This window comes from Arthrobacter sp. Y3223151, assembly GCF_059091125.1.
Window position 1 is genome coordinate 308,278 of record NZ_JBNHGI010000003.1, and the last position, 14,098, is coordinate 322,375.

Annotated in this window: 8 protein-coding genes; 3 read left to right on the top strand and 5 right to left on the bottom strand. The window is 68.1% G+C overall.

The features are described from left to right. From AC5RUP_RS07385 to glgP, 5 genes are all read right to left on the bottom strand, one after another. Nucleotides 1-588, bottom strand: coding sequence for a DUF3618 domain-containing protein (locus AC5RUP_RS07385; protein ID WP_494068587.1), 588 nt, complete (start codon nucleotides 586-588; stop codon nucleotides 1-3). Next, a complete protein-coding gene (locus tag AC5RUP_RS07390; RefSeq protein WP_494068609.1) occupies nucleotides 585-1,037 on the bottom strand; it encodes a phage holin family protein in 453 nt (150 codons plus the stop codon). The genes AC5RUP_RS07385 and AC5RUP_RS07390 overlap by 4 nt, the downstream gene beginning before the upstream one ends. Nucleotides 1,038-1,048: 11 nt before the next feature. Then, the gene (locus tag AC5RUP_RS07395; protein ID WP_494068588.1) at nucleotides 1,049-1,873 is read right to left on the bottom strand and encodes a hypothetical protein; all 825 of its coding nucleotides are present in this window, start codon (nucleotides 1,871-1,873) and stop codon (nucleotides 1,049-1,051) included. A 48-nt stretch (nucleotides 1,874-1,921) separates the two neighbouring features. After that, nucleotides 1,922-2,986 carry a YihY/virulence factor BrkB family protein gene (locus tag AC5RUP_RS07400; protein WP_494068589.1) on the bottom strand — a complete coding sequence of 355 codons (1,065 nt, stop codon included), beginning with the start codon at nucleotides 2,984-2,986 and terminating at the stop codon, nucleotides 1,922-1,924. Nucleotides 2,987-3,239: 253 nt separating this feature from the next. Further along, on the bottom strand, nucleotides 3,240-5,873 hold the full coding sequence (gene glgP / locus AC5RUP_RS07405; protein WP_494154332.1) for an alpha-glucan family phosphorylase: 2,634 nt from the start codon (nucleotides 5,871-5,873) through the stop codon (nucleotides 3,240-3,242). 146 nt (nucleotides 5,874-6,019) lie between these two features. Between glgP and AC5RUP_RS07410 the strand changes: the two genes are divergently transcribed. From AC5RUP_RS07410 to glgB, 3 genes are read left to right on the top strand one after another with little or no spacing between them, the layout of a single operon-like run. Next, nucleotides 6,020-8,068, top strand: coding sequence for an alpha-1,4-glucan--maltose-1-phosphate maltosyltransferase (locus tag AC5RUP_RS07410; protein WP_494158417.1), 2,049 nt, complete (start codon nucleotides 6,020-6,022; stop codon nucleotides 8,066-8,068). Next, nucleotides 8,068-9,867, top strand: coding sequence for a maltose alpha-D-glucosyltransferase (treS, locus tag AC5RUP_RS07415; RefSeq protein WP_494154804.1), 1,800 nt, complete (start codon nucleotides 8,068-8,070; stop codon nucleotides 9,865-9,867). Before AC5RUP_RS07410 ends, treS begins: the two co-directional genes overlap by 1 nt. Then, the gene (gene glgB, locus AC5RUP_RS07420) at nucleotides 9,860-13,795 is read left to right on the top strand and encodes a 1,4-alpha-glucan branching protein GlgB (protein WP_494158413.1); all 3,936 of its coding nucleotides are present in this window, start codon (nucleotides 9,860-9,862) and stop codon (nucleotides 13,793-13,795) included. Before treS ends, glgB begins: the two co-directional genes overlap by 8 nt. Nucleotides 13,796-14,098 lie beyond the last annotated feature (303 nt).

Sequence of the window (14,098 nt, forward strand, 5' to 3'; positions counted from 1 at the left end):
CTAGATCTGCCGGGGCTCCTCCTGGACGTTGCCGCGGGCCTCCTGGGCCCGCTGCTTCACGTCCTCGGCGGCGGACGCGCCTTCGGCCTTGACCCGGCCCGCCGAGTCTTGGGCCGAGGACTTCAGGTCTTCGGCTGCCTCGCGGGCCGGCTCCTTCATGTCCTGGGCCACCTGCCGGGCGGAGTCCTTGACTTCCTGCACCACCGGTTCGGCCTGTTCCTTGACCTTGTCGGCTGCCTGCTGCTCTATGCGGCTGGCCGGGAACAGCGAGGACAGCAACCAGCCGGCGCCGAAGGCGATCAGGCCGGCCGCCACCGGGTTGCCCTCGGTCTTGCGGGCGAGCTGGTGCGGGGCGTCGCTGGCCATTTCGCCGGCGTCGTGCATCATGGAGCGGGTGCCACCGGTGGCGTCGTCAGCGGCGCCCATGATCTTATCCTTGACGCGGCCCACGGAATCCTTCACTTTGTCCGTCTGCCGGTGGACGATGTTCGACGGCGACGCTTTCTCCGCCACGGCGTCGACGTCCGTGCCCAGCCGGGCGCGGGTGCGTTCGATGTCGGCTCGGATTTCTTCGGGTGACTGGCTCATAGCGCTTCCTCACTTGGCTTCAATGTTTCCGGAATCTGCTTTACTGACTCGGTGGTCTGGGGCATCCCTTCGACCGTCTTCAGCTGCTTGCGGCCGAGCGAATAGAGAATGGCAGCGATGATGGCCCAAATGACTGCCACAATCAGGCCGGACCAGGCCCATCCGATCCCGTCGGCGATGAGCGCCCACAGGGCCAGGGACAGGAACAGGAGGACGAAGTGGCCGGCCACGCCGGCGCCGCCCAACAAGCCTGCCCCCTTGCCGGCCTTGGTGCCGGTCTCCTTGAGTTCGGCCTTCGCCAGCTCCAGTTCCTGGCGCATCAGGACGGAGATGTCCGTGCTCACCTGGCTGAGCAGGTCGCCCAGGGATTCGTTTTCGGCCTTGATTTCCGCCCGTGTTGGCTCGGCTCCATCCTGGCCGGGCACCCGTTGGTTGCTCGGACCCGGCATTTGCTGGTGACTCATCGAGTCCCTCCGTCCTCATAGGGGTTCCGCTCCGGGATCCCTGTGCCACGGCCACCGACGGGCGGTTCGCCCACAGGGTAGGTGGTTTCAGGCTGTGCCGGTGCGCCGCCGAGGGCGGAACCTGTCTGCGCCCCGGGCGCCGCGAAACCTTCGGCGCTTTGGGCTTCATAGCTGCCGGCTCCTGCCGTGCCATAGACCGATCCGGTGGTGGCACGGTGCGTGCCCACTCGCCTGCCCGTCATGGAGTCGCTGTCTGATCCGCTGTCGGCGGTCAGCCCCTTGGTGAGCCGCCCGGCCAGGACGCCGGCTCCTGCCGCGATCGCCAGGAAGGCACCGGGACGACGCCGGGCAAAACGCTTGACCTCGTCGAGCAGCGATCCCGGATCGCGGTTCTCCAGCCACCCCGCGACGGAGTCGGCTCGGCCGGCCACTTGGCTGACCATCTGGGTCGCCGGTCCGGACTGCTCGGAGTTTCGGGTCATGGAGTTGAGCTCCTCCCCGATCGCCCGCAGCCCCGAAGCCACGCGCTGCTGCTGGGTGTTGGCCTGGCTGTGGATGCCATCGCCCAGCTCGGACATCAGGTTGCGGGCCTTTTCCTTGGCCTCGTGCGCCACCTGCTTGGCCTCGCCCTTGGCCGTCTGGGCAACCTGCTGGCCGGCTTCGGCTCCTTCGCGTCCTACTTCCCTCGCCTCCGTCTTGGCTGTCTCGCTCTTGGACTGGCCGGTGGACGGGGGATTCGAGGGTGGCGGGACGGCCGTGCCCCCTGTCGGGTAAACGGGAGCGCCCTCGTCGTAACTGCCGGAATGTGGATTCGTGGTCATGGCAATTCCTTTTCCTTGTCGGGTTCTTCCTGTCAGTCCTGATCTTGATCAACTACGGTCACGGGATTCCTCCTCGGAGCGTCCGAACTTGCGGCGCAGATCGCGCCCCCGTGTGATGTCCTCCTCTTCCTTCTCAGCCTTCTTGTCGATCTTGCGGCTATCGCGGACCGGAAGCTGAATGTTTTCTTCGGCGGCCATGCCGGCCTGCAGTTCGCGGCCGCGCTCCGTCTCGGCATCGAACTCAGCACCGAACAGCAGGGCAAGGTTGGCGAGCCAGAACCACAGCAGCAGGACGATGACGCCGCCAATGGCTCCGTAGGTCGCGTTGTAGTTGCCGAAGTTGGCTACGTAGAAGGCGAAACCAAGGGTCGCCAGGGCCAGCACTATCAGCGCGAGGAGGGCGCCGAGGCTCATCCAGCGGAACTTCGGCTGCTTCACGTTGGGCGTCGCGTAGTACAACACGGCCACGATCACCACGGCGAAGATGACGACGACCGGCCATTTGGCGATGTTCCAGACGGTCACTGCCGCCTCGCCGAGTCCGATCACGGATCCGATCGCCTCCGCAATCGGGCCGGACACCACCAACATCAGCAGCGTCAGGACGGCCAGCAGGAGCACCACGACGGTGATCAGCAGCATCACCGGGCGAAGTACCCAGAACGGCCGGCCTTCCTCGACCTCATAAATCCGGTTCATCGCCCGGCCGAAGGCGTTGACGTAGCCGGAGGCGGACCAGATGGCGCCCACGAGGCCGACGACGAACGCGAACCCGGCCCCCTGGGAGCCGGCCAACTGTTCGATCGGCCCGCGGATGACCTCCACTGCCTGGCCCGGTGCTACTTGCCCGAGCATGTTCATCATGGCGTTGGTGGTCTGTTCCGCCTGTCCAACCAGTCCCAGGATGGAAACCAACGCCAGCAGGCCGGGGAACAGGGACAGCACTGCGTAGTACGTCAGTCCCGCCGCAAGATCAGTGCAGTTGTCGTCGGAAAATTCCCGCATCGTCTTGCGGAGGATGTACTTCCACGAAGCCTTTTTTACCTGCTGCGGCTGCTGCGGCTTGTCCTCGTGGTCCGGCGGTGGTGCCTCCCGGTCGGTGCTCGTGCCCATGTTCGCCTCCTTCGTAGTCCGTTCGGACGGAACACCCTCATGCTATTAGTCAGCATGCTGATAATAAAGGGGTGAGGCACACAGAAGGACGTACGAAGGCGCTTATTTCCGCTCGAAATCGGCATGAAACAGGCGGTCGCAAAGGAATTAAACAAACTGCCGGATAGTGACGTTTCAGCCGTTCCGCGGCCCTCGCCGTCCGCCGCTCGCGTCCACGGCGGTCGCGAGCGGCGTCGGGGCGACGTTGCGTGGCTCAGCCGGTGGCGTTGGAAACCAGGCCGAGTTCGGCATGGTTTGCCAGCGCCGGGTGTTTGGGCAGCACCCGCACGCTGTACCCGAACGACCCGGATCGGTCGATGGTGACCGGGCCGGTGAAGAGGTACCGGCCATCGCCCAGCTGTTCGGCCAGGGCAAGTTCGTCGCTGGAGGTCTGCGCGAGGTCGTCGTTTTCGGTGACCTGGCCGTGCACCACCTGGACGGTGACGCTGTCCGGGGCCAGCGAGCCGAGCCGGACGTAGGCGTTGACGGTCAGCGATTCGCCGATCTGCGGCTCGTCCGTGATGCCGAGCGAGTCCACGTGCTCCACCGAGACGTCGGCCCAGGCCGCGTGCACCCTGCTGGTCCACGCCGCGAGTTCCTTCGCCGCCGCATAATCGTCGGCCCGGGCCGTCCGGCCGGACGCCCAGGCGGGACGGTACAGGTGCTCCACATAGTCATGGAGCATCCGTTCGGCGGAAACCGCCGGACCCAGATTGGCCAGCGTGTGCTTGATCATGGCGATCCACTGGTGCGGCACGGCATCGTCGGCCACCGGCTGGGACGGGCCAGCCGCACCCGCGCCCTCGGAAACCTCGGCGGCATAGAAGCGGGGCGCCACGTGGTGCTCGATCAGGTCGTACAGCGCGGCGGCTTCGATGTCGTCCCGTTCGTCCGGGCTGAACAGGTCCGCCGTCCCTGCCTCGGTGGACGGGTTCGCCGTCGGGATCGCCCAGCCGTTGTCGCCGTCGTACATCTCGTCCCACCAGCCGTCCAACACGGAGAGATTCAGCCCGCCGTTGATGGCGGCCTTCATGCCGGACGTCCCGCAGGCTTCCAGCGGGCGCAGGGGGTTGTTCAGCCACACGTCGCAGCCCGGGAACAGCGTGCGGGCCATGGCGATGTCGTAGTTGGGCAGGAACACGATGCGGTGCCGGACCTCGGGGTCGTCGGTGAAGCGGACCAGATCCTGGATCATCCGCTTGCCCTGTTCATCGGCGGGGTGGGACTTGCCGGCGATGACCAGCTGGACCGGCCGTTCCGGGTGCAGGAGCAGCGCCTTGAGCCGGGCCGGGTCGCGTAGCATCAGGGTCAGCCGCTTGTAGGTCGGCACCCGGCGGGCAAAGCCGATGGTCAGCACGTCCGGGTCCAGCACGGCGTCGGTCCACGCCAGTTCCGCGTCCGCGGCCCCCCGCTTCTTCCAGGCGGCACGCAGCCGGCGGCGGACATCCTCGATCAGGGCCGTCCGCAGGCTCCGGCGCAGCGCCCAGATGTCCTCGTCGGACACGTCGTAGACCCGGTCCCACTGGCGGGCGATCACCGGCTCGTCGCCGAACGCCGACCGCGCGTACTCCGCGATCCGCGGGTCCACCCAGGTCGGCACGTGCACGCCGTTGGTCACCGAGGTGATCGGCACTTCCTCCTGGTCGAAGCCCGGCCAGAGCCCGGAGAACATGCCGCGGGAGACCACACCGTGCAGCTTGGCCACACCGTTGGCCCGCTGCGCCAGCCGCAGGCCCATCACGGCCATGTTGAACTTGGATGGATCTCCGCCGTCGTAATTCTCGTCGCCGAGTTCCAGGATCTTCGCGGTGGGCACGTCCGGGGCGAGGCCCGCGCTGAAGAAATGCTGGATCTGGGCCTTGTCGAACCGGTCGATGCCCGCCGGCACCGGCGTGTGCGTGGTGAACACGGTGTTGGCGCGGCCGGCGGCCAAGGCCTCGTCCCACGTCAACCCGGCGGCCACCAACTCCTGGATGCGTTCGATGCCGAGGAAGCCGGCGTGCCCTTCGTTCGTATGGAAAACCTCCGGCGCCGGGGCGCCCGTGAGCCGCTGGTGGATGCGCAGCGCCTTCACCCCGCCCATGCCCAGCAGCAGCTCCTGCTGCAGGCGGTGGTCGCCGCCCCCGCCGTAGAGCCGGTCGGTGATGCCGCGGGCGGCCTCGTCGTTGCCCGGGATGTTGGAGTCCAGCAGCAGCAGCGGCACTCGGCCCACGTCGGCGCGCCAGATGTAGGCGCCGAGCCTGCGGCCGTTCGGCAGCGGCAGCGTGATCTGGGCCGGCTGCCCGTCCGGCTCGCGCAGCAGCGTCAGCGGCAGGCCGTCCGGGTCCAGCACGGGGTACGTCTCCTGCTGCCAGGCATCGCGGCTCAGCGACTGCTTGAAGTAACCGGCGGCGTAGAGCAGGCCCACGCCCACCAGCGGCACGCCCAGGTCGGACGCGGCCTTGAGGTGGTCGCCGGCCAGGATGCCCAGGCCGCCGGAGTACTGCGGGAGCACATGGGAGATGCCGTACTCGGGGGAGAAGTAAGCGATCGACGCCGGTGCGTCCGCTCCCAGCGTTTGGTACCAGCGGTCCTCGGTCAGGTACTGCTCCAGGTCGGCGTCCAGCTCCCGCACCCGCGCCACGACGTCCCGGTCGTCGGCCAGCGTCCGCAGCCGTTCGCGGGTGAACGAGCCGAGCAGGGCGACGGGATCGTGGCGCACCTCGGACCAGGCCTGCGGATCCAGCTGTTCAAAGAGTTGCTGGGTGGGCCGGTGCCAGGACCAGCGGAGGTTGCCGGCCAAGCGGGCCAAGGGAGCAATGCTCTCGGGGAGGACAGTTCGGACAGTAAATCTGCGGATTGCCTTCACCCGGCCTACGCTAGCGCAGATCCCCTGTACCGGTGGTGGCCGCCGGGTGAAGGCGCGTCGAACTGGCCGTCAACCCGGTCGCATGGCGTGGGGATCCTTCGCAATCGGGAAGGAATCTCGCTAACGTCTGTCTTGTGACGACTTCGATGCAGGAGCAGAGTACGACTCAGCCAGCCCCCCGCCTGAAGTTTGGCCGGATCCCGGTGGTCGACGTCTGGCCCGTGGTCGGCGGCGGCGAGTTTCCGGCCAAGGCGATTCCGGGCGAGGACCTGGAGGTAGCCGCCACCGTCTTCCGGGAGGGGCACGACAAGATCGGCGCGACCGCGGTGCTGTTCGACCCGGACGGCCGGCCCGTCCAGCGGGCGAGGCTGACGCCCGGCGCGCCCGGCACCGACCGCTGGCACGGCACCCTCCGGCCCACCGGCACCGGCCTCTGGACCTTCCACGTTGAAGGCTGGGGAGACAATTACGCCACCTGGCGGCACAACGCCGAGGTGAAGATTGCCGCCGGCGTGGACGTGGACCTCATGCTGGCCGAGGGCCGGCTGCTGCTGGAGCAGGCCGCGGGCCAGGGCGGGCGGCCGGAGGGCAACGCGCAGGTGCTGCGCGATGCCGCCGCCGCGCTCGCCGACGGATCGCTCACCGTGCATGAACGTTTGGCCGCGGGAACTTCGGACGCCGTGCTGGACGCCGTGAACAGCCATCCGATCCGCAGCCTGGTCAGCCCCTCGAAGCGGTACCCCATCCTGGTGGAGCGTGAACGGGCCGGCCGTGGCGCCTGGTACGAATTCTTCCCGCGCTCGGAGGGCGCGCATTACGACCCGGCGAACGGGAGCTGGACCTCCGGCGACTTCACCACGGCGGCCGAGCGGCTTCCGGCCGTCGCGGCCATGGGCTTCGACGTGGTGTACCTGCCGCCGATCCACCCGATCGGCGAGGTCAACCGCAAGGGGCCGAACAACACGCTGACCGCCGGGCCCGGCGACCCCGGATCGCCCTGGGCCATCGGATCCAAGGACGGCGGGCATGACGCCATCCACCCCGACCTGGGCGGATTTGACCAGTTCGACGCCTTCGTGGCCGCCGCCGAGGCGCTCGGCATGGAGGTGGCCCTGGACCTGGCGCTGCAGGCCGCCCCGGACCACCCGTGGGCCACCGAGCACCCCGAGTGGTTTACCACGCGGGCCGACGGCACGATTGCCTACGCCGAGAACCCGCCGAAGAAGTACCAGGACATCTATCCGCTGAACTTCGATAACGACCCGCGCGGCCTGTCCGAAGAGGTCCTGCGGATCGTGAAGCTGTGGATTTCCCACGGCGTGAAGATCTTCCGGGTGGACAACCCGCACACCAAGCCCCTGTGGTTCTGGGAATGGCTGATCGGAACGGTGAACCGCGAGCACCCGGAGGTGGTGTTCCTGGCCGAGGCCTTCACCCGCCCGGCCATGATGCACGCGCTGGGCCGCGCCGGCTTCCAGCAGTCCTACAGCTATTTCACCTGGCGCAACACCAAGGAAGAGATCGAGGAGTACTTCACCGAGATCAGCCACGAGACGGCGCCGTTCTTCCGGCCGAACTTCTTCGTCAACACCCCCGACATCCTTACCGAGTACCTGCAGTACGGCGGCCCCGCCGCGTTCAAGGTGCGGGCCGTGCTGGCGGCCACGGCCAGCCCGCTCTGGGGCGTCTACGCCGGCTACGAACTCTACGAGCACGTGGCCCGGCCGGGCGCCGAGGAATACATCGACAACGAAAAGTACGAATACAAGGCCCGCGACTTCGCCGCCGCGGAGGCCGAAGGGCGCTCGCTCGCCCCGTACCTGACCCGGCTCAATTCCATCCGGCGGGCCCACCCGGCGCTGGGCGACCTGGGCAACCTCACCGTGCACCGCAGCACCGACCCGGCCACGGTGGTGTACTCCAAGCACAAGGCGCACCTGCCCGAAAGCCACGGCGGCGGGCGGGACACGATCATCGTCGTCGTCAACGTGGACCCGCACAGCGCGCGCGAATCGACGGTCTCGCTGGACCTGGCGGCGCTGGGGCTGCGGGAGGAGGACCTTAACGACGACGGCACGTTCTGGGTGGACGACCTGCTCAGCGGGCAGAGCTGGCGCTGGAGCGAACACAACTACGTGCGGCTGGACGCACACGTGGAACCCGCCCACATCCTGCACGTCCGAAGGAACCGCTGATGGCCGGCCCCTTCCAGCTGCACGCTCCGGGGCTCACGCATGACCCCCACTGGTACCGCAAGGCAGTGTTCTATGAGGTGCTGTTGCGGGGCTTCGCGGACTCCAACGGGGACGGATCGGGCGACTTCTCCGGGCTGATCGACAAGCTCGACTACCTGCAGTGGCTCGGCGTCGACTGCCTGTGGATCCCGCCGTTCTTTAAGTCCCCGTTGCGGGACGGCGGGTACGACGTCGCGGACTACTTCGACGTGCTGGACGAGTTCGGCACCATCGGCGACTTCAAACGCCTGGTCGCCGAGGCACACGCCCGCGGCGTCCGCGTGATCATCGACCTCCCGATCAACCACACGTCGGACAAGCACGACTGGTTCGAGCAGTCCCGACGGGACCCGGAGGGGCCGTACGGAGACTTCTATGTCTGGTCCGACACCGACGAGAAATACCAGGACGCGCGGATCATCTTCGTGGACAGCGAGGATTCCAACTGGGCGTTCGACCCGATCCGCCGGCAGTTCTACTGGCACCGGTTCTTCAGCCACCAGCCGGACCTGAACTTCGAAAACCCCAAGGTGATCGAGGCACTGTTCGACGTCGTGCGGTTCTGGCTGGACCAGGGGATCGACGGTTTCCGTGCTGACGCCATCCCGTACCTGTTCGAGGAAGACGGGACCAACTGCGAGAACCTGCCCGCCACGCACGCCTTCCTGCAGGACCTGCGCGCACTGGTGGACACGGAATACCCCGGCCGCGTGATCATCGCCGAGGCCAACCAGCTGCCGCACGAGGTGGTGGAATACTTCGGCCAGCCGGACGGCGACGGCGGGCTGCGCCCCGAATGCCACATGGCCTTCCACTTCCCGATCATGCCGCGGCTGTATTACGCGCTCCGGGACCAAAAGGCCGCCCCGATCATCGCCACGATGGAGCAGACGCCGGCGATCCCGGCCGGGGCCCAGTGGGGAACGTTCCTGCGCAACCACGACGAACTGACGCTGGAAATGGTCACCCGCGAAGAACGTGAGGCGATGTTCGGCTGGTACGCGCCGGATTCCCGGATGCGGTCCAACATCGGGATCCGCCGCCGGCTGGCCCCGCTGCTGGACAACTCGCGCGCCGAGATCGAACTGATTCACGCGCTGCTGCTGTCGCTGCCGGGCAGCCCGTTCCTGTATTACGGGGACGAGATCGGCATGGGCGACAACATCTGGCTCGAAGACCGCGATGCCTCCCGCACGCCGATGCAGTGGAACCCCGACCGCAACGCCGGGTTCTCCACCGCGGACCCCGGCAAGCTGTACCTGCCGGTGGTGCAGTCGCTGGTCTATCACTACAACTACGTCAACGTCGAGGCGCAGCTGGCGCACAACAGTTCGCTGCTGCACTGGGTGCGGCAGATGCTGGCCGTGCGCAAGGCCCATCCCGCCTTCGGCCTGGGCACCTACCGGAACGTGCCGGTGGACTCCGAATCGGTGCTGGCTTTCCTGCGCGAATTGCCGGAGGACAATCCGGAAGGCCTGGAGAAAGAGGTGCTGCTGTGCGTATTCAACCTGTCCCAGCACCCCGTGGCGGCACCGCTGCGCCTGCCCGAATTTGCCGGCCGGGGGCTGCGCGACACGTTTGGCGGCGTCCCGTTCCCGGCCTTTGACGACGCCGGCCAGCTCACCCTGACGCTGGGCAGCCACGACTTTTTCTGGTTGCGGCTGCGTTCGGCCGCGTCCAATCCCGCATCTCCACAGACCGAGACACTCCCAGTCATCAGACCCGCGACTGAAGGAACAGAGGTGGCAACACATGCCTGATTTCACGCCGAGCCTGCCCGAACTGCTGCACCAGTGGCTCCCCGCCCAGCGTTGGTTCCCCGCCAAGGGCCAAGAGTCGGTCCTGCGCCGGCTGGGCGGCATCCGCTTGCAGGACCCGGCCGGGGCGGTGGGACTGGAAGTGCACATCGTGGCCGTGCACACGGCCGACGCCGTCCACGTGGTCAACGTGCCGCTGAGCTACCGCCGGGAGCCCCTGGCCGGCGGGGAGGCGGCCCTGCTCGGGCGCGTGCAGCAGGGCACCGAGGACGCGTGGGCGGCAACCCGCGAAGAGGGCGAGACCGTCGGGTCGGACGAGCGGGCGGGCGGCGCCGCGGGCGCGGCCGGTGCCGCGGGCGGTACCGGAGAGCGCTGGATTTACGACGGCGCCCACGACCCGGTGTTCGTGGCCGCCTGGCTGGAACTGATGCGGCGGCAGCTGGTGACCGGCGACGGGCATACCCGCGGCCATGCCGGGGCCGGGTTCGATTCCTGGCCGCAGTTCGCCACCGGGCTGCAGGCCTCCGTACTGCTGGGTGAGCAGTCGAACACCTCGGTGGTGGTCGAGTCCGACCAGGGTCCGCTGATCGTGAAGTTCTTCCGGGTGCTGGAAGCCGGCACCAATCCGGACGTCGAGGTCGGTGTGCTGCTCACGGAGGCCGGGTGCCGTGAAGTCCCGGTCACGTACGGCTGGGTGACCGGCGGCTGGCTGGCTCCCGGACAGGACAGCGACGGCGGCGACCGCCTTTGGGACACCGGACACCTGAGCGTGCTGCGGGAATTCATTCCGGACAGCCAGGATGCGTGGCGCACCGCGTCGGGCTCCGCCCTGGACGGCACGGACTTCAGCTCCCAGGCCCGCGAGCTCGGCGCCGTCACCGGACGGATCCACCGCAGCCTGCGCGACGCGGCCGGCGCCTCCCCGGCGGATGCCAAGGCCGTCGAGGCGTTCAAGGCCGCGCTGGCGGAACGGATCCGCTGGGGCTGGGCCCAGGCCGGGGCGTCCGTGGGGCCCCTGGACGACGCGGTGCAGGAGCTGCTGGACCGGCTGGACGAGGTGACCGAGCTTCCGGAGTTGCAGCGGATCCACGGCGACTACCACCTGGGCCAGGTGTTGTTCTCGGCACAACGGGGCTGGGTAGTGCTCGATTTCGAGGGCGAACCGCTGCGGCCCATGGGCGATCGCGGCACCGACGACGTGCCGCTGCGCGATGTGGTGGGCATGCTCCGCTCGTTCGATTACGCCGCCGGCGTTGCCCGGCTCGCGGAGCCCGACGACGCCGCCGGTGCCGCCGCCGACAACTGGGCGGCTCAGGCCAGCTCCGCCTTCCTGGACGGCTACCGGGAGGGGACGGGCGAGCCGGTGGACACCTCCTCCACGCTCTTCCGGGCGCTGCTCCTGGACAAGGCCCTCTATGAAGTGGTGTACGAACAGCGCAACCGCCCGCGCTGGGTACAGGTGCCGGTCCGCGGCGTACGCGAGGCGCTGGCGCCGCTGGCGGGCACCGGCACCAGGCCCGGTAGCGGCCGGACTTCTGCCGCAGTCGGAGCGGCGGCGCCCGTAGCTCCCGCCGCCGCGGGTGCGCCCGCGGCCGGCACTTCCCGCCCGGCCGGAACGTCCGGCGCGGCCAATACTTCCGGTGCGGCCGGCACTTCCCGCTCGGCCAATACTTCCGGCGCGGCCGGCACCCCCGGACCGGGATCGCCGTCGGGCAGCCGCTCCGGCACCCCGGTGCGTGTCGAGCCGGAGGTGCTCTCCGCCGTCGCGCACGGGTCCTACCACCAGCCGCACGCCGTGCTCGGTGCCCACCTGGACGACCACGGACACGTCACCGTCCGCACCCGGCGCCCGCTGGCCGATTCGGTCACGGTGATCACGCCGTCACTGCGCGTGCCGATGGAACACGAGCACGAGGGCATCTGGGTGGCGGTCTTTCCGGCCGACGATCCGGGGCGCGTCGCGGATTACCGCCTCGAGGTGGCGTACGACGGCGGTGCTCCCGCCATCAGCGACGATCCGTACCACTACCTGCCCAGCCTGGGCGAAATCGACCTGCACCTGATCGGCGAGGGCCGGCACGAAACCCTGTGGACCGCGCTCGGTTCCCACGTGCGCCGCTACAACTCCGCGCTGGGCGACACGTCCGGGGCAAGCTTCGCCGTCTGGGCGCCGAATGCCCGGGCGGTCCGCGTCAAGGGCGACTTCAACCACTGGGACGGCGCCCGGCACGCGATGCGCTCGATGGGCGGATCCGGCGTGTGGGAACTGTTCATCCCCGGCGTCGAGGCGGGTGCCGTCTACAAGTACGAGTTGCTGGGCCAGGACGGCCAGTGGCGGGAGAAGGCCGACCCGATGGCCCGCTGGACCGAGGTCCCGCCGTTGACCGGGTCCCGCGTGGTCGAATCGCACTACCGCTTCGGCGACCAGGAATGGATGGAGCGGCGTGCCGCCCGGGACGCGCACAACGGGCCGATGAGCGTGTACGAGGTGCACCTGGGGTCGTGGCGGCTGGGGCTGGACTACCGGCAGCTGGCCGACCAGCTAGCCGAATACGTCAGCTGGCAGGGCTTCACGCACGTGGAGTTCATGCCGGTGGCCGAGCACCCGTTCGGCGGATCGTGGGGCTATCAGGTCACCTCCTATTACGCGCCGACCTCGCGCTTCGGGCACCCGGACGACTTCAAGTACCTCGTGGACAGGCTGCATCAGGCCGGCATCGGCGTCATCCTGGACTGGGTTCCGGCGCACTTCCCCAAGGACGAGTGGGCGCTGGCCCGGTTCGACGGCCAGTCGTTGTATGAACACGGCGACCCCCGGCTGGGCGAACACCCGGACTGGGGCACGCTGATCTTCGACTTCGGCCGCCGCGAGGTGCGCAACTTCCTGGTCGCCAACGCGCTGTACTGGCTGGAGGAGTTCCACATCGACGGACTCCGGGTGGATGCGGTGGCCTCCATGCTGTACCTCGACTACTCGCGCAATGACGGGGAGTGGGTCCCCAACATCCATGGCGGCCGGGAAAACCTCGAGGCCATCTCCTTCCTGCAGGAAGTCAACGCCACCGCGTACAAGCGGGTGCCGGGCATCGTCATGATCGCGGAAGAGTCCACCGCGTTCGACGGCGTGACCCGCCCAACCAGCGCGGGGGGCCTCGGCTTCGGCCTGAAGTGGAACATGGGCTGGATGCACGACACCTTGGAATACATCGCCGAGGACCCGGTCAACCGGATGTACCACCACGGCAAGGCCACCTTCTCGATGGTCTATGCCTACACGGAGAACTTCCTGCTGCCGATCAGCCATGACGAGGTGGTCCACGGCAAGGGGTCGATGCTGCGCAAGATGCCCGGCGACCGTTGGCAGCAGCTGGCCAACCTGCGCGCCTACCTGGCCTTCCAGTGGGCGCATCCGGGCAAGCAGCTGATCTTCATGGGTACCGAATTCGGCCAGGAATCGGAATGGTCGGAGCAGCACGGGCTGGACTGGTGGCTCTCCGAGAATGTTCCGCACAAGGGGCTACAGCACCTGGTCCGCAACCTCAACGGGATTTACCGTTCCACGCCGGCTCTGTACGAGCGGGACAATGAGCCGGCCGGCTTCCAGTGGATCGACGAGCACGACGGCGCGCACAACACGCTGTCCTTCATCCGCTGGGACCAGCAGGGAAACCCGCTGGTCTGCGTGGCCAACTTCTCGGGTTCCCCGCACGAAGGGTTCCGGCTGGGGATGCCGTGGGCGGGCGAATGGGACGAGGCGCTGAATACCGATGCCGCAGAATACGGCGGATCCGGCGTCGTCAACTCGGGTGCGGTCACCGCCGTGGAAGGCGGCTGGAAGGGCAGCCCCGCTTCCGCGACGCTCCGGGTGCCGCCGCTGGGCGTGGTGTACCTGAAGCCTGCCGGTGGCCCGGCCCGGGTGGAGGAAAGATGAACGGCAGCGGAATTTACATCCGCGCCGACCGGTGCTAGAGTTTAAAGCCGCGCAGGGCGGTGAGGCCGCCTCGCCGGAACCGCCCGAAGGCAGTAGCCAACGGGTGGAGCGGGACCGGGCAGTTTGACAAGGACTGCCGGCGCGGGTAAGTTAGAAAAGTTGCTCCGGAGCGATGGAGGGCCTGAGAGGGTCGTCCTGGTGCCGGGTGCTCCTGTTGTTTGAGAACTCAATAGTGTGCCAAGTTTGTTGATACCAATTATTTATTGGTTGAAAGTGCCGTGGCGTGCCGCCCCTGTGGTGTGT

Bases quoted from the DNA above. Each gene is read 5' to 3' on its own strand.
- AC5RUP_RS07385 (WP_494068587.1), bottom strand. From the start codon at position 588: ATGAGCCAGTCACCCGAAGAAATCCGAGCCGACATCGAACGCACCCGC.
- AC5RUP_RS07390 (WP_494068609.1), bottom strand. From the start codon at position 1,037: ATGCCGGGTCCGAGCAACCAACGGGTGCCCGGCCAGGATGGAGCCGAG.
- AC5RUP_RS07395 (WP_494068588.1), bottom strand. From the start codon at position 1,873: ATGACCACGAATCCACATTCCGGCAGTTACGACGAGGGCGCTCCCGTT.
- AC5RUP_RS07400 (WP_494068589.1), bottom strand. From the start codon at position 2,986: ATGGGCACGAGCACCGACCGGGAGGCACCACCGCCGGACCACGAGGAC.
- AC5RUP_RS07410 (WP_494158417.1), top strand. From the start codon at position 6,020: ATGCAGGAGCAGAGTACGACTCAGCCAGCCCCCCGCCTGAAGTTTGGC.
- treS (WP_494154804.1), top strand. From the start codon at position 8,068: ATGGCCGGCCCCTTCCAGCTGCACGCTCCGGGGCTCACGCATGACCCC.
- glgB (WP_494158413.1), top strand. From the start codon at position 9,860: ATGCCTGATTTCACGCCGAGCCTGCCCGAACTGCTGCACCAGTGGCTC.